The sequence below is a fragment of the Rugosimonospora africana genome (genome assembly GCF_016862975.1).
GTDB lineage: Bacteria > Actinomycetota > Actinomycetes > Mycobacteriales > Micromonosporaceae > Rugosimonospora > Rugosimonospora africana.
The window spans coordinates 47,722-68,712 of sequence record NZ_BONZ01000023.1 but is presented as its reverse complement, the minus strand read 5'-3'; the positions used below and the strand labels follow the sequence as shown (position 1 = coordinate 68,712).

The 20,991-nt window shown below is 72.0% G+C and carries 18 protein-coding genes; 9 read left to right on the top strand and 9 right to left on the bottom strand.

Annotated elements, in window-relative coordinates:
* Positions 1-49: 49 nt before the first annotated feature.
* Positions 50-160 carry a LuxR C-terminal-related transcriptional regulator gene (locus Raf01_RS49490; protein WP_239133562.1) on the top strand — a complete coding sequence of 37 codons (111 nt, stop codon included), beginning with the start codon at positions 50-52 and terminating at the stop codon, positions 158-160.
* On the opposite strand, the gene Raf01_RS12720 is transcribed toward Raf01_RS49490, so the two are convergent.
* A complete protein-coding gene (locus Raf01_RS12720) occupies positions 132-2,324 on the bottom strand; it encodes an MMPL family transporter (protein ID WP_203918032.1) in 2,193 nt (730 codons plus the stop codon). The genes Raf01_RS49490 and Raf01_RS12720 overlap by 29 nt on opposite strands.
* Before the next feature lie 279 nt (positions 2,325-2,603).
* On the opposite strand from Raf01_RS12720, the gene Raf01_RS12715 reads away from it, so the two are divergent.
* From Raf01_RS12715 to Raf01_RS12695, 5 genes are all read left to right on the top strand, one after another.
* A complete protein-coding gene (locus Raf01_RS12715; protein WP_203918031.1) occupies positions 2,604-3,770 on the top strand; it encodes a sensor histidine kinase in 1,167 nt (388 codons plus the stop codon).
* 13 nt (positions 3,771-3,783) lie between these two features.
* Positions 3,784-4,449, top strand: coding sequence for a response regulator transcription factor (locus tag Raf01_RS12710; protein ID WP_203918030.1), 666 nt, complete (start codon positions 3,784-3,786; stop codon positions 4,447-4,449).
* A gap of 187 nt (positions 4,450-4,636) precedes the next feature.
* Entirely contained in the window at positions 4,637-5,977 is a 1,341-nt protein-coding gene (locus tag Raf01_RS12705; protein WP_203918029.1) for a sensor histidine kinase, read from the top strand.
* Complete coding sequence (locus tag Raf01_RS12700) at positions 5,965-6,624, top strand: response regulator (RefSeq protein ID WP_203918028.1); 660 nt, start codon at positions 5,965-5,967, stop codon at positions 6,622-6,624. The genes Raf01_RS12705 and Raf01_RS12700 overlap by 13 nt, the downstream gene beginning before the upstream one ends.
* Positions 6,625-6,669: 45 nt before the next feature.
* On the top strand, positions 6,670-7,347 hold the full coding sequence (locus tag Raf01_RS12695) for a thymidylate synthase (RefSeq protein ID WP_203918027.1): 678 nt from the start codon (positions 6,670-6,672) through the stop codon (positions 7,345-7,347).
* Here the strand turns inward: Raf01_RS12695 and Raf01_RS12690 are convergent.
* Positions 7,301-8,422, bottom strand: coding sequence for a toprim domain-containing protein (locus Raf01_RS12690; protein WP_203918026.1), 1,122 nt, complete (start codon positions 8,420-8,422; stop codon positions 7,301-7,303). The genes Raf01_RS12695 and Raf01_RS12690 overlap by 47 nt on opposite strands.
* 185 nt (positions 8,423-8,607) lie before the next feature.
* On the opposite strand from Raf01_RS12690, the gene Raf01_RS12685 reads away from it, so the two are divergent.
* Positions 8,608-10,755, top strand: coding sequence for a beta-glucosidase (locus tag Raf01_RS12685; protein WP_203918025.1), 2,148 nt, complete (start codon positions 8,608-8,610; stop codon positions 10,753-10,755).
* Between the two features lie 393 nt (positions 10,756-11,148).
* Here Raf01_RS12685 and Raf01_RS12680 read toward each other — a convergent pair whose 3' ends face one another.
* Entirely contained in the window at positions 11,149-11,526 is a 378-nt protein-coding gene (locus tag Raf01_RS12680) for a RidA family protein (RefSeq protein WP_203918024.1), read from the bottom strand.
* An 11-nt stretch (positions 11,527-11,537) separates the two neighbouring features.
* Between Raf01_RS12680 and Raf01_RS51295 the strand changes: the two genes are divergently transcribed.
* Positions 11,538-11,723, top strand: a complete 186-nt coding sequence (locus Raf01_RS51295) for a GH36 C-terminal domain-containing protein (protein ID WP_505973664.1) — start codon at positions 11,538-11,540, stop codon at positions 11,721-11,723.
* Here the strand turns inward: Raf01_RS51295 and Raf01_RS12675 are convergent.
* The 3 genes from Raf01_RS12675 to Raf01_RS12665 all read right to left on the bottom strand — a co-directional run bounded on the left by Raf01_RS12675 (position 11,710) and on the right by Raf01_RS12665 (position 15,410).
* Complete coding sequence (locus Raf01_RS12675) at positions 11,710-12,975, bottom strand: hypothetical protein (RefSeq protein ID WP_203918023.1); 1,266 nt, start codon at positions 12,973-12,975, stop codon at positions 11,710-11,712. The genes Raf01_RS51295 and Raf01_RS12675 overlap by 14 nt on opposite strands.
* Positions 12,976-13,076: 101 nt before the next feature.
* Positions 13,077-13,649, bottom strand: a complete 573-nt coding sequence (locus Raf01_RS12670; RefSeq protein WP_203918022.1) for a YbhB/YbcL family Raf kinase inhibitor-like protein — start codon at positions 13,647-13,649, stop codon at positions 13,077-13,079.
* Positions 13,650-13,748: 99 nt separating this feature from the next.
* Positions 13,749-15,410 carry an FAD-binding oxidoreductase gene (locus Raf01_RS12665; protein WP_203918021.1) on the bottom strand — a complete coding sequence of 554 codons (1,662 nt, stop codon included), beginning with the start codon at positions 15,408-15,410 and terminating at the stop codon, positions 13,749-13,751.
* Between the two features lie 273 nt (positions 15,411-15,683).
* On the opposite strand from Raf01_RS12665, the gene Raf01_RS12660 reads away from it, so the two are divergent.
* Positions 15,684-16,016: a hypothetical protein gene (locus Raf01_RS12660; protein WP_203918020.1), complete on the top strand. Its 333-nt coding sequence runs from the start codon at positions 15,684-15,686 to the stop codon at positions 16,014-16,016.
* A gap of 20 nt (positions 16,017-16,036) precedes the next feature.
* Here Raf01_RS12660 and Raf01_RS12655 read toward each other — a convergent pair whose 3' ends face one another.
* The 3 genes from Raf01_RS12655 to Raf01_RS12645 form a co-directional block, all read right to left on the bottom strand.
* On the bottom strand, positions 16,037-18,538 hold the full coding sequence (locus tag Raf01_RS12655) for a CocE/NonD family hydrolase (protein ID WP_203918019.1): 2,502 nt from the start codon (positions 18,536-18,538) through the stop codon (positions 16,037-16,039).
* Between the two features lie 236 nt (positions 18,539-18,774).
* Complete coding sequence (locus Raf01_RS12650; RefSeq protein WP_203918018.1) at positions 18,775-19,830, bottom strand: C40 family peptidase; 1,056 nt, start codon at positions 19,828-19,830, stop codon at positions 18,775-18,777.
* Between the two features lie 68 nt (positions 19,831-19,898).
* Positions 19,899-20,819: an alpha/beta fold hydrolase gene (locus Raf01_RS12645; protein ID WP_203918017.1), complete on the bottom strand. Its 921-nt coding sequence runs from the start codon at positions 20,817-20,819 to the stop codon at positions 19,899-19,901.
* Positions 20,820-20,991 lie beyond the last annotated feature (172 nt).

Sequence of the window (20,991 nt, the reverse complement as noted above, 5' to 3'; positions counted from 1 at the left end):
CGTAAATGGAGTCCTGCTGCTGGTCGCGGACGGCGCGACGAGCCGCGAGGTGGCCGCGCGCCTGTTCCTGAGCCCGCGTACGGTCGACCACCACCTGCGCAACATCTTCACCCGGTTGGGGGTGCGCTCGCCTACCGAGCTGGTGAGGCTGCTGGCCTGACGCCGGACGGTGTACCGTCCCGGCCGACCCGCGACGGCCACCAGACGGACTCGCCGATGGCCAGCAGCCCCGCGGGTACGAGCACGGTACGTACCAGCAGCGTGTCGAGCAGGACGCCGACCGCGATCGCGATTCCGACCTCGGCCACCGGTACCAACGGCAGCCGGGCGAGGGCCGCGAACGTGGCGGCGAGGACAACGCCCGCGGCGGTGATCACGCCTCCGGTGACGCTGAGCCCGCGCAGGGTGCCCTCCCGGATGCCGGCCCGCCGACCCACCTCACGGATGCGGGCGACCAGGAAGATGTTGTAGTCGACCCCGAGCGCGACGAGGAAGACGAAGATGTAGAGCGGAAGCTGCGCCTCGATGCCGGAGAAACCGAGGGCGCGCCACAGCAGGCTGGACAGCCCGAGCGAGGCCGCGAAGCTGAGCGCCGTCGTGACCACGAGGATGAGCGGCGCGACGATCGCCCGCAGCAGTACCGAGACGATGACGAGAATGACCGCCAGGATGAGCGGGATGAGCACGATCGCGTCGCGGTGGGCGGCCCGGTCGGTGTCGTACTGGACCGCGGGGCCGCCGCCGATCAGCGAGCCGGGCGCGACGCGTTCCAACCGGTGGCGCAGGTCCGCGATGGTCGCGTACCCGCTGGCGCCGTACGGCGGGACGGACATGACGACGGTGTAGCCGGAGTACCCGCCGACCGGACTGGTAGGCGATACCGACGCGACGTGCGCGGTGGCCGCGGCCGCTGCGGCCGCCGTACCGGCCTCGCCGGGCGGTGCCAGCAGGAGCAGCGGCGCGGTGGCTCCCGGCGGGAAGTGCCCGGCGAGCATCCGCGCCCCGGTCACGCTGCCCGGGTGGCCCTTCACCGCGGCTACCGGATCGTTGTCGGTGTGCAGGGTGGCCAGTCCCACGCAGGCCACCCCGAGCAGGGCGAGCGCGGCGCCGGCGACCGGCAGCGGGCGCCGGGCCACCCGGCGACCGACGGCCGCCCAGATCCGGGACTCGTCCCGGCCAGCCGCGGCCCGGCGCGGTACCGAGGGCCAGAATCCCGGACGCCCGACGACGAGCAGTACCGCGGGCAGCAGGGTGACCTGGGCGAGCAGTGCCGAGACGACGGACACCGCGGCGACCGGGCCGAGACCGCGCAGCGCGGCGGACTGCGCCGCCAGCAGGCAGAGCATGGCGGCCACGACTGTCGCGGCGGACGCGCCCACGACGGGCAGCGTGCGGCGCAGCGCGACGCCCATCGCCTCCGCCGGGGTCGGGTGCAACCGCAATTCTTCCCGGTACCGGTGGATCAGCAGCATCGCGTAGTCGGTGGACGTTCCGAGAACCAGGACGGTCAGGATCGCGGTGGACAGCGACGTCACGGTGAGCCCGGCGCCGGCCAGCGCGTGGGTGACAGCCTTGGCCAGGATGAGCGCGGCGAGCGTACCGAGCAGCGGGAACACCCAGAGCAGCGGACTGCGGTACACGATCAGAAGGATGATCAGCACGATCGCGAGCGAGGTCAGCAGCAGCGTGCTCTGGTTCCCGATCCCGCTGTCGGCGGTCACCGCGGCCGATCCGGTCACCGCGACCCGCAGCCCGTCACCGGCCGAGCCGGCCACCGCGGCGCGGACGGCCTTCACCGCGTCGGTGTCGGAGCCGGTCAGATCTGCCGGGTACGCGGTGACATCCGCCGTGAACCCCGCGGCCGTCCCGTCTGCCGACCGCTGCACCGGCCCGGCCGCGCCCAGGTCGCCCCGGCCGGCAGCGCCGCCAGCGCTGACAGAGCCGCCAGAGCCGATGGGGCCGGCGAGGCCGGTCACCGCCTCCCGTTCCGACTCGATCGTCCGCAGGTCGGCGGCGGTCAGTCCGGTATCGCGGACGAAGACGACGGTCACCTGGTCGCTGTGTGGCTGCCCGCGCTCGGCCGACTCCTGGAGTTCGGCGACGCGCGTCGAGGGCGCCGAGGACGGCAGGTTGGCGGCGGCGGTGTCGTGGGTCGCGCTCGACAGGCCGTTCGAGTACGGGAACAGCAGGACGGCGGCGACCACCCAGCCGGCGAGTACCGGCCAGCGCCACCGACGTAGCGCCCGGACGAACCGGCCGGGGGTCGGCTCCCGCTGGGGCACGGCGGTTCGTCCGGGTTCGGTGGTGTCGGCGGCGGGCTGCATCTGGCGGCTCCTTCGTTCGCGTGCGTACTTGTTCGCGTGGGTGCTCGTTCGCGTGGGTGCTCGTTCACGCTGCCGCCGCCCGTGCGCCGTGGCGTCACCCCGCGAGCCGGTCTCCGGCCGCCGCCGGTATGAGCCGCCGACCGTTTTCTGGTACCAGAATTCATGCCGTGACCAACCCTCGGGCCGGTGCCGCGATCGCGCGGTCCGGGTTACCGTCGGCTGGCTCATTCGATTCCGGCGACGGCGGGTGCGGTTCTGATTGGTGGGTGCGCTTTTCCGGTGACGGATACTCGGCAGGTGCTACGGGTCGCGAACGTGTCTGCGCGGATACTCGCGCTGGCCATCGTCGGGGTCGTGACATTCATCGCCGACTGGCCGGGCCGCACCGCGATCGCCGTGGAGATCGTGGCGTTCACCACGACGGCGGTGCTGATGGCCGCGGCCAGTCTCGTGGAACTGTCGACGGCGACCCGTGAGCGCTACGCCTTCCTGCTGCCTTACCTGCTCGGCACCATCACGGTGCTGTGCGCCACGGTGGCCGCGGCGGTACCGTCCGCCGACGCCCTCATCTACCTCAGCGTCATCGCGATGATCTCGGCCGGCACCAATCTGCGCCTGTCGGTCGGCTGGATCCTGGTCGTGCTCGGGACGGCCGGAACCGAGGCGGCCGGCCTGCCCCAGGACGCCAGCCCGTGGATCACGGTCCAGTTTCCCTGCCTGCTCCTGCTCGGTCTCCTGCTCGGGTTCAACCGGGGAGCGCACCGGGTCGCGGCCGAGCAGGCGGCGGCGCTGCTCGCCCGCTCCGAGGAGTTGCGGAAGGAGCAGGCGCTGGTCGCGACGCTGGACGAGCGGGCCCGCATCGCCCGGGAAATCCACGACGTACTCGCCCACTCGCTCGGCGCCCTCGCGGTCAACATCCAGGTTGCCCAGGCGGCCCTGACCGACCAGCACGATGTGTCCCGGGCGGTGGACGTGCTCGGGCAGGCCCGCCGGATGGCGACCGACGGGCTCACCGAGACCCGCCGGGCGGTGCAGGCACTGCGCGGCGAGATCCCGCCGCTGGCCGACGGACTCGTCGTGCTGAGCAGCGACCACCAGCGCCGGCACGGCGCCCGGGTGCTGGTGGAGGTCACCGGCCAGCCCCGGGAGCTGTCACCGGACGCCCGGCTGGCGATCGCCCGGGTGGCCCAGGAGGCGCTGGTGAACTCGGCCAAGCACGCCCCGCACCAGCCCGTGGAGATCCGCCTCGCCTATGCCGACCGGGCCACCAGCCTCGTGGTGAGCAACCGGCTGGACGGCGCCGGGACGCCGCAGCCCGGGTTCGGCACGGTCGACGGCGGGTACGGGCTGGCCGGGATGCGGGAGCGCCTGCTCCTGCTGGACGGCACGCTGAGCGCCGGTCGGACCGGTACGCAGTGGGTGGTCGTGGCGAAGGTGCCTCAGTGACCGGGGTGCCTCGGTGACCGCGCCGGGCAGCGCCGTCGAGTCGCTGCGGATCGTTGTCGCCGACGACCAGGCAAGCGTGCGCGAGGGGCTGGTGGTCCTGCTCGATCTGCTCCCGGACATCGAGGTGGTCGGGTCGGCGGCCAACGGCGAGGAGGCCATCCGGGTGGTGGCCGACAAGCGCCCGGACGCGATCCTGCTCGACCTGCGCATGCCGGTGCTCGACGGCATCGAGACGACCCGCCGCCTGGTCAGGGAGTATCCCCGTGTCGCGGTCGTGGTGCTCACCACCTACGCCGACGACGTGTCGGTCCTGGCCGCGCTGCGCGAGGGCGCCCGCAGCTACCTGACCAAGGACGCCGACCGGACGCACATCGCCCACGCCCTGCGCAGCGCTGCCGCCGGGCTGACGGTCCTGGACCCGGCCGTCCACGCGGCGCTGGTCGCTTGCGCGACGGCGGGTACCCGGAAACCACCCGCGCAGCCGCCGGACGGGCTGACCCAGCGCGAGGCGGAGATCCTGTCGATGATCGCCCGGGGGATGACCAACCCCGGCATCGCGGCCGAGCTGTATCTGACCACGCATACCGTCAAGAGCCACATCAACCGGATCTTCGCGAAGACCGGCTCGCCGGACCGCGCCGCCGCGATCCGCTACGCCCGCGATCACGACCTGACCTGAGCGGGCGGGCCCCGGGCGACCCGACCCGGGCGACCCGACCCGGGCGACCCGGCCCGAGCGACCCGGCCCGAGCGACCCGGCCCGGGCGACCTTTCCGGCGCCCGCCGGAAAGGTATGGCCAGCCCTACCCGAGGAGTACGGCCCGATGGCTGGGGCCGGCCGCTTCCCGCTGGCTAGCGTGAGCCGCATGTCCACCACAGAACCCGAGCGGCCGGGCCAGCTGCTGAGAGCGTTGCGCCACAGCGGATACCTGATCTCGGCCTGGCCCTGGCGGTCGCTGGCCTACCTGGCGAGCACCGTCGCCGTCGCGGCACCGGTGTCGGTCGCGATGTCCTGCGTCACGTTGCCCTGGCTGGCCCTGCTCGCCCGGGCGGCCAGCGAACACCGGAGCACCGGAGCGGTGGGCGTACCGACGCTCGTCGCGGCAGTACTCGTCGGGGCGGTGCTGGTCGCCACGCTCGGGCCGGCGCTGGCCGTACCGCTGGCCGCCCTGGAGCGCCGGCGGCTGGTCCTCATCGACGCCCACCCGGTCCCGTCCGGGCACCGGCCGGCCCCGCCCGGGTTGGCCGCGTGGCTGCGTACCCGGTACGCCGAGCCGGCCACCTGGCGGGAACTGGGGTACGCGGCGTTCCTCGCGTTCGTGGTCCCGGTCGGGTACGGCGTCGTGGCGTTCGCGGTGTTCCTCGACCTCATCCTCGTCGCGAGCCCGTGGCTGGTCGGCCATTCCGGGGACCAGATCACCATCTGGATGGCCACGGTCACCAGGCCCAGCCAGGCCGCACCGTACGCGATTGCCGGCCTCGTCGTGCTGCCGCTGGTCCCGTACGTGTTCGGGCTGCTGGCCGGGGTGCACGGCACGGTGGCGCGGGCCCTGCTCGGCGACGGGGGGCACGAGGCACTGCGCGAGGTCGCCCGGTCCCGGGCCAGGTTGGTGGACGCGTTCGACGCCGAGCGGCGGCGCATCGAACGCGACCTGCACGATGGCGCCCAGCACCGGCTGACCAGCCTCACGCTCCAGTTGGGCATGGCCCGTCTCGACCTGCCTGAGGGCTCGCCCGCGGCCGCACCGCTGGCCACCGCGCACGAGCAGGCCAAGGACCTGATGGTGGTGCTGCGCGACCTCATCCACGGCATCCACCCGCAGGTGCTCACCGATCTCGGGCTGCCGGCCGCGATCCGGGAGCTGGCCGGCGGCTCGGCCGTACCGGTGACGGTGACCGTGCTGGGCGTACTCACCGAACGGCCGCCGGAGGGGGTGGAGAGCGTGGCGTACTTCGTGGTGTCGGAGGCGCTCGCCAACGTGGTGCGGCACGCCCGGGCGACCAGCGCGGCGGTGAACCTGTCCCGCGCCGGCGGCCTCCTGGTCGTCGAGGTCCGCGACGACGGTCGCGGCGGAGCGGATCCGGACGCGGGCAGCGGGCTGGCCGGCCTCGCCGACCGGGCCGCCGCGGTGGGCGGCCGGCTGCTGCTGGCCAGCCCCGCCGGTGGCCCCACCGTGGTCCGGGTGGAACTGCCGTGGAACCGGTGACCCGGGTGGTCCTCGCCGAGGACGGAGTCCTGCTGCGCGAGGGGCTCACCGGCGTACTGGCGCGGTTCGGCTTCCAGGTGGTGGCCGCGGTCGGTGACGCCGAGGCGCTGGTCGAGGCCGTCGAGGAGCACCGGCCGGACCTGGTGCTGACCGACATCCGGATGCCGCCGGGCTTCACCAGCGAGGGACTGCGCGCCGCCGTCGGCCTGCGGGCGCGGCACCCCGGGCTGGCCGTCGTGGTGCTCAGCCAGTACATCCAGTACGAGTACGCCTCGGCGTTGCTGGACGCGGGCGACGGGCGGCGCGTCGGGTACCTGCTCAAGGATCGGGTGGTCGAGGTGGCGGAGTTCGTCACGGCGCTGCGTACCGTGTGCGACGGCGGAACCGTCATCGATCCGGAGGTGGTCCGGCAGTTGCTGCGCCGGCCCCGCGATCCGCTGGCGGAGCTGTCCGGCCGGGAACGCGAGGTGCTGGCCCTGGTCGCCGAGGGACACTCGAACGCGGCCATCGCGCGGCGGCTGTTCGTCACCGAGGCGGCGGTGGTCAAGCACGTCGGGAACATCCTCGCCAAGCTCGGACTTCCGCCGACCGAGGACGCCAACCGCCGGGTGCTGGCGGTACTGGCGTACCTGCGGGCCACGGCGTGAGCCCCCGCACCGCTCGTGGTGCCGCTTTGCCAGTACATTTCCTTCATGGGCAAGATCGACGGACCGGTACGGATCGACGTGACAACCTTGGGCGAGGCATGGCTCGGGATCGCGACGGAGATCCTGGCCGACGGCGTCCCGGGGAACTGGGAGGGCGCGCCTCTCACCGAGGTGTTCCGGGCGACCCTCGACGTCCGCTCCCCCAGCGCCGACGATCCGATCATCGCGGCCCACGCCGACCCCGAGCGCCTGGCCTGGATGCACACCAACTTCACGGACCACTCCCGGGTGGCCGAACTCGGTGACGCCGACAGCTACGCGACCCGCCTGTACGACTACGCCCGCTCGGGCCGCGACCAGGTCCGGTGGGTCATCGACCGGCTGGCCGCCAACCCGTGGGCGCGCGACGCGACGATCACCACGTTCCAGCCGCTGACCGACACCAGTTACGTCCCGTGCGTGAGCCTGCTCGACTTCTGGATCGTCGACGGCCGGCTGCAACTGGCCGTGTACGCGCACGGTATCGACTTCGGCACGAAGGGCTACGCCAACCTCGTCGAGTTGGCCGCGCTGCACAGCCGCGTGGCCGGCGAGCTGGGCGCCGGGATCGGCACGCTCACGATGACCGTGAAGTCGGCGCACATCTACGACACCGAACTGGACCTGATGCGGCGGATCACGGCGACGGCGGGTAGACCGCCTCGAACACCGTCAGGGGATTGAGGTCCAGCCGGACGCTCATCCGGGCGAGCAACTGTGCCGCGTGCAGCGGTTCGGCGTCGGCGACCTCGGCCAGCAGCGCGGCCAGCGCGTGCACCGCGTCCACGCCCAGCTGCCGGGACTCGGACGACGGGTCGCGGCCGAGGCGGGCCAGCTCGGTCAGCCGGGCCTCCAGGCGGGCCAGGTGCGGTGCGAGGCGGCGGTCCAGGATCAGGTCGGCCAGCGGCACCCGCGCCCGCCGCAGGGTGGCCAGGGCACCGGCCGGCCCGCCGGCCACCACCGACGCGGGGTCCGCGCCGTCCGGCAACACGACCGCCTCCACCGGGCCCGGCCAGTCGCGCAGGAGCCGGTACGCCTGCTCCGTCGCGGCGGCACCGGCCACGTCGGCGTCGAAGGCGCACACCACCGGGGTACCCGGCTCCACCGCCGACGCGAGCAGCGCGACCTGTGCCGCGGTCAGCGCGGTACCGCACGGGGCGACGGCGCAATACCGGTCGGCGGGATCCCGGTGGGCATCGACCGACCCAGTCGCGGACAGCCCGGCCACCGCGACCACGTCGGCCGGCCCCTCCACGATGAGGAGGGCGTCCGGCCGGCGGCCACCGCCGAACTGCTCGGCCAGCCCGTAGAGCAGCTCGCTCTTGCGGTAGATCGGTGTGGTGGCGGTGTTGCGGTACTTCGGGGTACCCGGCCGGCCGGACAGGTCCCGGCCGATGAAGGCCACCACGTACCCGTCGGAGTCGCGGATGGGAAACACCACCCGGTCGCGGAACGCGTCGATGGGGCCGCGCCGGGGGCCGGTCGTGATCAGCCCGGCGGCCAGCAACTCGGCATCCGTGAAGCCGATGCCGCGCAGGTGGTCCCGGAGGCCGGTCCAGCCCCGCGGCGCGTACCCGACCGTCCACGGTCGCGCGACGGCCACGGCCGGGGCGATGCCGCGACTGTCCAGGTACGCCGTCGCACGGGGCTCGTCCAGCAGGTGCCCGCGATAGAAGTCGGTGGCCGCCCGGTGCGCGGCAAGCAACCGCCGGGCCGGTCCCGGTCCATTCGAGTCGTAGCCACCGGCCATGGCTGGCATTCCCCCATGCTCCCACCCGGCCGCGCGGGCGCCCACCGTCAGCGGTGACGCGGTGGCTACCGGAGCCCGGCGGCCGGCGGCTCCCAGACACGCCCCTTAGTGTGTCCCTCGACAGCGTTCGGAGTCCGTCCGCCAGGCGGGAACCGCGAATCGGGTTCACCCCGGACACCTGCGAGGCGGCCAGGATGAAAAAGAGCACGTACCTCAGGTTCGTCCCGGTCGTGGCCGGGTGTCTCGTCCTGGCCGCGGGTGGCGTCGTCATCGACCGAGTCACCTCGTCCGACGCCACCTCGTCGAACGGCGCCTCCTCGAATGACCGCCCGTGGCTGCGCACGACGGAGTCGCCGCAGCTGCGCGCCCGGCAGCTCGTCGCCCGGATGACGCTCGACGAGAAGCTCTCGCAAGTCAGTACCAGCGCGGCGGGCAGGGGCGGCGGGGGAATCGCCCGGTTGGTGCCCGGCATCCCCCGGTTGGGCGTCCCGGATTTCCGGATCGCCAACGGGCCGGCCGGGCTCGGCAGCGGAACGACACCGAAGCAGGCCAGCGCGACGGCACTGCCCGCGCCGGTCGCCCTGGCCGCGAGCTTCGACCCGGACCTGGCCGGCCGGTACGGCACGGTCGAGGGCAGGGAGACGGCGAATTCCGGGTACAGCCTGCTGGAAGCGCCGAGCGTGAACATCGTCCGGGTACCGGGCAGCGGCCGGGCCTTCGAGAACTACGGCGAGGATCCGTACCTGGCCGGGCAACTCGCCGTCGCGAACATCCACGCGATCCAGTCGCAGGGTGTGCTCGCCGAGGTCAAGCACTTCGTCGCCAACGACCAGGAGACCGACCGCCTGACCATCAACGAGAAGGTCGACGACCGCACGCTCCACGAGATCTACCTGCCACCGTTCGAGGCAGCCGTGAAGCAGGGCGACGTGGCGGCGGTCATGTGCGCGTACCCGTCGGTCAACGACGAGTTCATGTGCCAGAACGCGCCCCTGCTGAACCGCGTGCTGCGCGGCCAGTGGGGATTCGGCGGGTTCGTCCAGTCCGACGCGGGCGCCACGCACTCCGCCGTCGGCTCGGTACAGGCCGGGCAGGATCTGGAGCTGGCCGCCGCCGGGCCGTACCACCGCGATCTGAGGCAGGCGGTGCTCGACGGCAAGGTCAGCGAGTCGAGCCTGAGCACCCTCATCGAGCGCCGGATGGCCACGGAAATCCGGTTCGGCCTGTTCGACCACCCGGTCAGGCCCGGTCCGATCGACGCGGCGGCCGGCGGTCGGGTCGCCCGGGCGGTCAGCGAGCAGGGCACGGTGCTGCTCAAGAACTCCGGCAAGCAGCTGCCGCTGAACCCGGCGACCGTGCACTCGATCGCGGTGATCGGCCGCTGCGCGCAGTCGCCGCCGCCTGCCGGCGGCGGCAGCTCGCACGTGAACCCGCTGTACACGGTCACCCCGGCGCAGGGCATCCGGCGGCGCGCCGGTTCGGCGGTCACCGTGACCTCCTACGACGGCAGCGACACCGGCACCGCCGTGCAACGGGCCGCCGCGGCCGATGTCGCCGTCGTGGTGGTCAGCGACCAGGAGTCCGAGGGCAGCGACCGGATGAGCCTGGCCCTGCCCGGCAACCAGAACCAACTGGTCGCGGCGGTGGCGGCAGCCAACCCGCATACCGTGGTCGTGGTGGACAGCGGCGGGCCGGTGCTGATGCCGTGGCTCGGCGCGGTACCGGCGGTGCTGGAGGCGTGGTACCCGGGCGAGGAGGCCGGCAACGCTCTTGCGGCCGTACTGTTCGGCGACGTGAACCCGTCGGGCAAGCTGCCGGTCACGTTCCCCGCCTCGGACGCGACCGGGCCGTTGGGCAGCCGGGCGCAGTTTCCGGGCGTCGACGGCACGGTGTCGTACACCGAAGGGCTGCGGGTGGGTTACCGCTGGTACGGCGCCCAGCACGTGCGGCCGCTGTTCCCGTTCGGGTACGGGCTGTCGTACACCTCGTTCCGGTACGGCCAGCTGACGGTCTCCCCCGCCGCGGACCACCACGACGTGACGGTCACGGTCGACGTGACGAACACCGGCGACCGGGCCGGCGCCGACGTCGTCCAGGTCTACCTGAGCTACCCGCCTGCCGCCGGTGAACCGCCGAACCAGCTGAGGGCCTTCCGGAAGGTGTCCCTGGACCCGGGCCAGACCCGGACGGTCAGCCTGACGCTGGACCGCGACGCGTTCACGGTCTGGAACTCGTCCGCGCAGGCGTGGCGCACGGTCGCCGGCACGTACCCGCTCAGCGTCGGCGACAGCTCGGCGGACCTGCCGTTGCACGCGTCGGTCACCATGCCGGCCACGCCCTGACCCCTCGCGAGTCCGGCCGGGCCTCGACTCGCGGCCAGGCCCGTGACGCGCCTCCGGCCGGCCGATTGTGTCGGGGCCACAGCCGCGGGTGGTCGCCGATGGCGACGTCACCGCCTAGCCATGCCGACACGAGACCGCATCGGCCAACTACGGGTCCGGCTGCTCGCGCTACTGTCCTGAATGGAGTATGTGGTACGCGTGGACGACCGGCCGGCGTAGCGGCTGGGTCACAAGGTGCAGCGGCTGACCAGCGCGTATGTGTCCACATTGGACCTTGCGGAGGCCGAGATGCACCTGAAACCGGTGGCGATGCGCACAGCGCAGACCGTCGCCCTCGGCGTACTGAACGGCAACCAGGAGCTCGACGCGACCTGGGACGCACGAGCCGGCGGGTCACCCCAGGTACGCGATGGCCTCGATCTCGACCCGGACGTCCGGGTGGCCGAAGTCCAGAACCACGGTGGTACGGGCCGGCGGCGCGGCACCGAACCGCTCCCGGTAGACCTCGTTGAACGGGGCGAACAGCGTGGCGTTGGACAGGAACGCGCCGATCTTGACCACCTGGTCGAGCCGGGCACCGGCCGCGGCGAGGACCGCCTCGACGTTGTCCAGGGCGCTGGTGACCTCGCGGCGGAAATCGCCGATGTAGATGCCGCCGCCCTCGGCGGTGGCGGTCTGTCCGGAGACGAAGACGAAGTCCCCGGCGCGGGTGGCGTGCGACAGCGGTACGGCCGGGACCGGGAAGCCCTCAGGGTGGATACGCTCAATCATGGTCACATGAAATCACATTCAACACTGTCGGCCTCCCGGTCGTAGGCACCGGTGCCAGCTATCGGGACGCTGACACCGGCGTCGAGTACAGCGGGTCGTTTCTCACCCGTCACGGGCTGCGGCCGTCGCTGTCCGGCGACTACGCGAGCGAACTGGTCGTGCTGGGACGCGTCGAGCGCCCGCTCACGGCACGCTGATGTTGAACACGAACCGGTTGTTGCCCTCGTTGACTCCCCACAGCCGGGGTGCCGACCCGTTGTAGCTGGGCTGGTACGACAGGTTTTCCAGCCCACCGTTGACCTGCGCCTGCTGGTGCGGCGCCTGATCGGGCACCGCCTTGTGGATGCAGGTACCCGTGCCCGAGGCGCAGGTACCGGAGATGAACCAGTTGGTGCCGTCGCTCGCGACACCCTGCATGTGCCAGATCGGCGAGCTGAACGCCTCGTCGGCGTGTACCTTGCCGTCCGCGCTCAACAGCGGGAGCGCGGTGTTGACATCCATCGGCCAGCGGATCGCACGCCCACCGGCGGAGTTCGCCGCGACGTACTCCGCCGAGACCATCGTGTCACGGGCGCTGCCCCGCCGGTCGAGGCTGAGCGAGTTGAGGCACGGGCGGGTACCGGTGATCACGTTGCACGCGATGTACGTGCCGTCGGTCGGCGTGTAGTCCGGGTAGTACTCGCCGACCTCCGGCAGCGCGTACCGGTGCCACCGGGCGCTGGGCGCCTGGCTGCCGTCCGCGCCGAACCCGATCTCCTCCTCCGAGCGGGTCATCGTCCACAGGTGCTTCAGGCTGAACGCGTGCAGCCGGCCGCCGTTGGCGACGAGCAGCGTGTTGCCGTACCAGGTCACACCGTCGGCGTGGTTCCAGTCGAACGGCGCGAAGTTGTCCACGCCTCCGGTGTCCACCGGAACCACCAGCAGCACATCACGGAACTTCAGGTTCGCCGTGTCGGTGTAGTCCACGAACGTGAGCCGGGCGAACGCGTCGCTGTCCTGGATGCCGTGCCAGCTGGCCAAGGCGAACTTCCGACCGCCCCACACCAGGTTGGGTTGCGCGTCCCAGGAGCCGCTGATCCCCTGCGGCCGCCAGTTCGCGGTGTCCCAGTCGTCGTCGGCCGGATCCCAGCAGTATCCGGTGGGGCTCAGGGTGGAGCTGATGCCGGTGGGGTGGCACAGACCCCAGGTCGGGTGGAAGTCCTGCGGCCCGTCGACCGCGGCGGCCAGCGACGCGGGCATCGTGACCTTCTTGCTCGCCTCGATCCGGTTGATGATGTCGCCGTAGTGCTTGAAGCTGCCTGCCGGGTCGAGCATGAACCCCGAGGCGTCGATGTGCGCGAACGCCGCGGCCGCTGCCGCCCGACCAGGGTGCACGGTTACCGAGTACACCCCGGCCGCGAGCACCGTGAGCACGGCCAGCGTTCCCCTCAACCACCTGTGTCGCCCCACTGTCGACCTCCTTGTCGGCGCCGACCGCGGGGACGGCGCATGGTGACGTATGTCGATCAGATGGTACGGGACCGCGAGTGCGCGAACGGGTCGTCAGCGGCTCAGGCTCGTTCGTAGAACCCGTCGTACCGGCCGCGGGCGAGAACGTCGCCTGCGGCGGCCAGCACGTCGCGCGGTTTGGCGGAGTCGAGGGCCCCGCCGGTCGCCGTCGCGGTCACCGGCTTGCCGAGTGCGAAGACCTGGAACACGTACCGGTGCGGGCCGTGACCCTTGATCGGGGCCGGGCCGAGGTATCCGCGGCCCATGCCGGACCGCAGGACGCGCACACCGGCGGCCGGGGCCGTCGCGTCGAGCGCCCCCTCGGCGAGGCCGGTCACGGACGGGTCGAGCAGGGCGACACAGTGGACGAACGGCGCGGGTGTGGGGGCGTCGGGATCCTCGACGACCAGCAGCAGTTGGACTGTCGCCTCGGGTGCCGCGGCCCACGCCAGCGCGGGCGACAGGTCCTGTCCCCCGACCCGCTTGCCGGCGTGGACGGTGGGAATCGTCGCCTCGCTCCCGAAATCCGGGCTGGTCAGCTCCAGGGTCCCCGGGCCGGCCAGGTTCGGTGAGTGCCACGCGAGACCCTCCTGGCCGGCCCGTCGGTTCTTCAGCAACTTACCCACTACCGCCACTGGGCTTCTCCCGTCTCGTGCTCAACGCCACCGCACGCGCCGGATGGTCGGGGCCGGTCGACGCGGGTTGCATTGTACTGAGCACGAACGGTCGGCCGCCTATGGTTCGATCGCCAGCGCGTGGCGGAACACGTTGCGCGGATCCCAGCGGGCCTTCACCTGCCGCAGGCGCGGGTAGTTGTCCTTGTAGTAGAGCGTGGACCACGGTACGCCGGAGGTGTTCCAGGCCGGATCGGCCAGGTCCGCGTCCGCATAGTTGATGTAGGAACCGTCGCTGACCTCATCGGGTACCGGCACGCCGCCGGTGGCCGCGTACACGTCACGGTAGAACTCGCGGACCCAGGTCAGGTTCGCCGCGTCCTGCGACGGGTCGGTCCAGATCGACTGGTACACCGCCTTCATGACCACGTCCCGCTGCGCGGTCGCGGTGCTGTCCGCCGGTACCGCGCCCACCTGGCCGCCGTACCCGATCAGCAGCATGCCGCTGTCCGAGCCGCCGGTGGCGTTGGTCAGGTGCTGGTAGACGGTGGCCAGTTGCGTGTCGGTCAACGACCGGCGCAGGTACCCGGCCTTGATTTTGTACCGCCGGCTGATCTGGTCGCCGGGCTCGCCGGTGCCCGGCCAGGTCACCATGTGCAGCCACGGCCTGGTCCGCCGTTCGTTCAGCACCGGGTCCACTCCGGCGCCCGCCGTCACCGCCGACACGAAATCGCTGATCATGCCGTCCGCGTTCGGGAGGTCCGCGTCGACCTGGATGGCCAGTTCGAAGCTCCCGGCGGTCTTGTGGGACAGGAGAAAGACCCCGTAGATCCCGGCGTACGGCGATCCGGGCGCGCTGTTGCGCTCGTGCCAGGTGCCGTAGTTGCGCAGCAGGGTGGTGAACGCCTGCTCGGTCATCTGTTCGTTCCACGTCCAGACGACCAGGCACTCCCGCATCTTCCGCGGCGAGGCCGGCAGCAGCCGGGACGGATCGGTGCCGGTCGCCCCCGGGGAACGCAGCCAGTACCGGGTCACCACCCCGAAGTTGCCGCCGCCACCGCCGGTGTGCGCCCACCACAGGTCGTGGTTCGGGTCGTCCGGCTCGCGGGTCGCCACGACGGCGCGGGCGGTACCGTCCCGGTCGACGACCACGACCTCCACGCCGTACAGGTGGTCTACCACCGACCCGTACCTGCGGGACAGCGGACCGTACCCGCCGCCGGCGATGTGCCCTCCGGCGCCCACCTCCGGGCAGCCACCCGCCGGGATCGTGACGCCCCAGCCCTTGTGCAACATCCGGTACACGTGCCCGAGCGTGGCACCCGGCTGCACCGAGAAGGCGTGCCGGCCGGGGTCATAGCCGACCGCGTCCATCGGCGACAGGTCCAGCAGCATGCGCACCGCCGGGTCGGCGGTGAAGTTCTCGAAGCAATGGCCGCCGCTGCGCACCGCGATCCGCCGGCCCGAGTGCGCCGCGTCCGACACCGCGCGTACCACCTGATCGGTCGAGCCCACCACGCGGATCTCATCGGGCCGGCCCACGTACCGGAAGTTGTTGCCACGCACCAGATTGTCGTACCGCAGGTCGCCCGGCCGCACCGTCACCGGCCCGAACGCCGCCGGCTCCGGCCCGGCCGCCTGTGTCGCTTGCGGCGCAGCCGGCGCGGCCTCAGCCTTATCGGCGTCCACCGCGCCGGCCAGGCCGGCACTGCCGGCCGCGACCGCGCCGGCACCCGCGAGCAAGCGGCGCCGACTCAACTGGTTCCGCTGTTCCTGACTCATCGCAGTCCCCCGTTTCCGTTTCCGACCGGTCTGGCCATGCGGCCGTGGCACCCTTCGGTTGGTACCGCTACGGTTCCAGCCCCGGCTCACGGGTGCATGGACCGGCCGGCCAGATCGGCGGCTGATTTCCGGCACGGGCCGTACGGCTGACCCGATCCACCATTCGGCTGAGTCGTCCGTTCGAAGAACCTGTTGCCGCCCGCGCAGCACTCGCGCCGGGGAGACCCGCTATCATCCATCGGCCAGTCTGGATACCGTGCCCGGGAGCCCGCGGTGACAAGCAACCAGCCAGACAATTGGCGCACGACGCGATGGAACATCGCGCGAGCCGTCATCGGCATCGACCTGCTGATGTTCATCGCTCTCGGATTCGTGGTCTACAAGCTCGTCACCGGCCACACCGACGAGCTTTCGCCCGATCCATTCCTCTGGACGGCATGGATAGCTGCCACCGGACCGTTGGTCGCGGCATTCGCGATAGCGTTGCGGGTGATGCTGAAGCCGAGCAGGCCCGGCGCGTGGCGCCTCACCGCGTGGTCAGCCGGGCTGTTTCTCGGCGGAGTATCAATCATCACCGCGGTGTCCATACTTCGCGACGGTCGCTGACGATTCGGCGGGCGGAGCAACTACTTCAGGGCCTCGGCGAGAGTGGTCAGCAGCGCCGCCTCCGCTGCGGTCAACGCCCCGCCCGACTCCGCGCTGACCTGGCGCTCGAACGCGTTCAGCAGGTTGTCGCGGATGTGCCGGTTCGGTGCGCCGGCCGCGGCGGAGAGCAGACCGTTGAGAGCCCTCGTGACCGCGGGATCCGAGCTGTCCGCGGCGACGATCGCCTCGACCTTCTCGAAGCCGATCGTGACGTCGTGGTTCAGCGCCGCGCTGCCGCTCCCGCCGAACGGCCCGCCGGCGGAGTAGACCGCCGTGATGCTGTGCGCACCCGGGAGCAGGTCCGAGGCCGTGTACCGGGCCGTCCCGTCGTGCAGCGGCACCGGCGCGCCGATCGGGGTGCCGTTGTCCTCGAACTGCACCGTACCGGTCGGCGTACCCAGTCCGGTGAAGCCCGCGGCCTCGTCGGCCGGCAGGGCGCCGGCCACGTAGCCGGGCAGCCCGGCCGGCGCCATCGCGGCGTCCCGGGGCGCGACCGTCGCGGTGAAGGTCGCCGAGTCGCCGTACCCGGTGGCCGCGGCGTCCTGGCTGACCGAGGTGGTGGTGTCCGCGCTGCCCGACAGGCCGGCCGCGGTCGCCGCCTGCCGACCTCCCACGACCGGCAGCACGATGCGGCTCGCTTTCAGGGAAAGCGTGATGTCCGCCGCGGTCGTGGACGCGGTGCTGCCGTAGTCCCGGTAGCTGCCGACGACCACGACACCGATCCGGTGCCCGGCCGGGAACGTGTAGTCCTGCGGCAGCAACGGGAAGCTGAACGGGTAGACCTGCCCGGGTACCAGCGGCGTCTGCGTGGACAGCGAGGTGCGGTGCTCGCCGTCGAGGATTCCCTTGGAAACCCGCCAGGCGGTACTGGTCGTGTCGATCAGCTCACCGACGTCCTTGTAGCACGGGCTGTCGGTGGGGCTGCTCTCGCCCCAGCAGTCGGACGTGGACAGCGTGGTGACACCGTTGTTGTTGATGTTGTCGACGACGCGCGGGAACGCCGGGCCGTAGTCGACCAGGATCGCACCCAGGTGCGTCTCGGGCGCGTCGACGGAGGCCGCGAGTTGGACGAGCGCGGTGCCGGACAGGCGTAACGGCGCGTTCAGTACCGGTGAGAGGAAGACCCGCCGGTTGGCGGTCACCGTCGTGGGGTTGGCGAGCATCGTGGTCTCGCGCTGCGTGGCGCTGTCGGTGAAGGTGGTCGTCTGTTCCGTACCGGTCGCCGGTGCCAGGCCGAGTTGTCCGGCATCGGGTCCGGTTTGGAGGAACACCTGGGTGGGCTCCGAGCCCGGCGCCGGCCAGCTCGCCTCACTCTGCCACTGGCCGGGGTGGGTTTCGACGGTCGCCTGGGGTTCGTCCATCACGCCGTTGGGTACGCCCCACAGCCAGTAGTCGAACCACCGGTGCAGTTCGTCGACCCAGGCCGAGCGGTTGACGTCGAACGGGTCGACGTGACCGACCTGCATCAGCCACGCCTTGCGCGGCACGCCCAGCGCCGACAGCGCGTACCACCACTTGCTGAAGTGGTCCGGCCGCACATTTTCGTCCTCCATGCCCTGCGTCGCGAGGACGCTGGCGCGGACCTTGCCCGCGTCCTTGACGTAGTTCCGCTCGTCCCAGAACGCCGAGGAGTTACCGGTCGCGTCTCCGTCGTTGGCCGACAGGTCGTTGCGGGTCGCCAGGCAGTGCGCCTGCGAGGTGCCGGGAGCCGGGGCTAGGTTGCCGGGGTTGGTGACGGTGTTCGCCAGGCTGGCGAGGTAGTGGTTGCCGCGCTGGATGACGCCGTTGCTGCGGGTGTAGTCGTAGTAGTCGTACGGGCCGGATTCGTCGACGATGGTGGTCAGGCCCGGTACGCCGGTCACCGCCGCGGCCGCGGACAGCGACGCGTCGTACGACTTGCCGATCATGCCGGTCTTCCCGGAGAACCAGCCGGCCGCGGTGACCGCCACCCCGTCCTTGTCGTGGGCGGTGCGCCGGCCACTCAGCCAGTCGATCACCTCGACGGCCGCCATGTTGTCCGTCTCGCCCTGCACGGTCGGGCATCCGGTCGAGTGGCCGGTGCCGGTCATGTCGACCAGCGCCACCGCGTACCCGCGCGGCACGAAGTAGTTGTCGAGAAACAGCGGCCACTGCGCCAGCAGCCCGTCGCCGTTCGCGTCGTCCACTTTCAGCTGCGACTCGTTCCCCCGACCCAGCGTCGTGTAATACGGGCTGGCGTCCATGATGACCGGCACCTTCAGGCCCTGCTCGGTGGCGGCCGGCCTGATGATGTCGACCGCGATCCGATCGTCGCTGCCGTCACCGTCGCTGTCGAAGTCGGACTCGACCCAGACCCGCTGGCGGACTGCGTCGGTGTAGCCGAACGCCACCTGCGTCTGTTCATCCCGCACCACGATCGCCGGCGACGCCGCCCGCGCGGCGGCGGGAACCCCGGCGAACACCACGGGTGCGGCGAGCGCACCGAGGACACTCGCGGCGGCCAACCAGCGACGGTGCCCAGAGACCCGGAACCCAGAGACCCGGCGCGCAGAGCCCATGCGAACTCACCCTTCCTCGCGCCGCGACACGAGCCCCGGCCGGCGACCGCGACCGTTCGGCGCACCGAGCAGACTAGAAGCGGCGGCGGCCGACCGTCACCGAGCAGATGTCGGGAAAGCGGGCGGCCGGCTCCCACAGGCGGTGAGTGGGAGCATCGGCGGGAAGCTGAGAGAACGGAAGCTCACAGATAGCGGACGGCGCCCGCGTACTCCTTGATGTAGCGGTGTTCGGCGAGCTTCACCCGCTCCACACCGCCTTCCACTGTCGCGGTGTTGGTGGGCGCGTCGATGATGTCGCCGTCGCCGGCGCACATGCCGACGTGGTGGATGGAGCCCATGCCGTTGTTGTGGGCGAAGAAGATGAGGTCTCCGGCCCGCAGGTCCTCCCTGGCGACCGGGACGCCGGCATCGTGCTGGGGACCCGCGTCCCGGGGGATCGTGATGCCGTGCGCACTGTAGACGGTGCTGGTGAAGCCCGAGCAGTCGAACCCGTACGTGGACACGCCGGCCCACAGGTACCGCACCCCGACGAACCTGTTCGCGGTGGCGACCAGGTCACCGCCGGTCGGGCGCGGGATGTCGGCGACCGTGTCGTAGACCGCGACATCCTCGCGGCGCAGCCACTTCGGACCGTCGGCCGGGGTGGCCACGTGCACGCCGTCCGGCGTCCGGGACAGCACCGGCAGCCGGGTGTTGAAGCTCAGCTCCAGGAACGGCTCGATCCGGTGCGGAGTGTGATACAGCTTCGCCGTGTCGCCGATGACAGTGGCGAACGGCCGGCCGGTGAGAGGGGCGAAGCCGCGGCCGGTGGTCAGCTGCGCCGCGGGCATCCAGCCCGGGTACCCCAGCGGGTTGCGGGGCGTGGGTTGCCCCACCACCGCCACGTTCACCCAGTCGCCGGACCGAGCCAGGATCCGGACGGCCTGGCCGTAACTGGCCTGGGTCTCGAGCTCCCCGACCAGCCACACCCGGTCGGCGAGGCTCATGGCCGCCATCCACCCGGCGGGGTCGGCCGGGTTCGTGGTCGAGGGCAGGTCGACCGGCCGGTCCGTGCCGGGCGAGACCCACAGTGTGGCCACGGAGACATCGACGTACGCGGTGGCGGGGTCGTCGGTGGTGTGGTCGTCGGTGCCGGCTGCGGGTTGAGCGGCGGACGCCGGCCGTGCGGTCGCGGCGAGCGCCAGGGAGGTGGGCAGTCCCATCGCGCCCAGCAGGACGCCTCTGCGGGAGATCGTCATTTCTCGATCCTGCTATTTTTGATCACGCGGGGCAAGACCCGCCGGCAGATCAGGCCGCCATAGGCAGATCAGGCGCCGTCGGTAGTCCCGGCGCCGTGGGTAGTTCCGGCGCCGTCCGCGGGCCCGGCGCCCGGGGCACTCGCGAAGTGCTCCAGCAGCGCGGCGGCCACCCGCTCGGGCACTTCCTCGGGCAGCCAGTGGGACGCGCCCTCGAACACCTCGAAGCGGTAGGGCCCGGTCACGTAGCGACGGCAGAGGTCGGCCGCGGTCCGGGTCACGAAGCGGTCGCCGTCGCTCCACACGAACAGCGTGGGTACCTTGACCCGGCCGATGTGCTCCCGCAGCCCGAGGGGCAGCGCCCGGTACCAGTTGAGCGGGCCGCGCATCGCGCCCGGCACGGCGGCCCGGGCCGCATACCGGGCCGCACTGTCCGGATCCAGGCGGGCGCGGATCAGGAGGTTCCGCATCGCCTCGCCCCGGCCGCGGGACAGCACCAACTCGGGCACCCAGGGAACCTGGAACGCGGCCATGTACCAGGAGCGGGCCGCCTGGTCGCTGGACGTGACGGCCTTCGAGAAGGCTGCCGGATGCGGTACCGACAGGGAGGTCAGCGAGATCAGCCGGTCCGGGTGCGTGGCCGCCACGTACCAGGCCAGGCCCGCACCCCAGTCGTGGCCGACCAGGTGGAACCGCTCCGCCCCGGCCGCGTCGGCCAGCGCCAGCACGTCCTCGGCCAGTCGCGGGAGCGTGTACGCCGACCGGGCGGCCGGCCGGGCTCCCGGCGAGTACCCGCGCTGGTCGGGCGCGAGTACCCGGTAGCCGGCGGCGGCCAGCGCCGGAACCACCCCGTCCCAGCTGTGGCGGTCTTCCGGGAAGCCATGCAGGAGCACGGCCACCTGACCCGCTCCCCCGTCACCCGCTCCCCCGTCGCCGGCCGCCGGCGTGTCGCTGACCTCGAAGCTGAATCCGGCGTTGGTGAAGCTGTCCATCTTCCGCGCCCCTCTCGGCCCGCCACTCGATGGTCGCCGCCCGCCAGCGCTCGCTATCCGGAGGGCCACGACGTCGCCGGCACCGACCCGGCGTTGACACCGATCGGTGTTGGCACCGACCCGGCACCGGCACCGCCCGGCGGCCCCGTCCCGCGAACGGTGGAACCGGCAT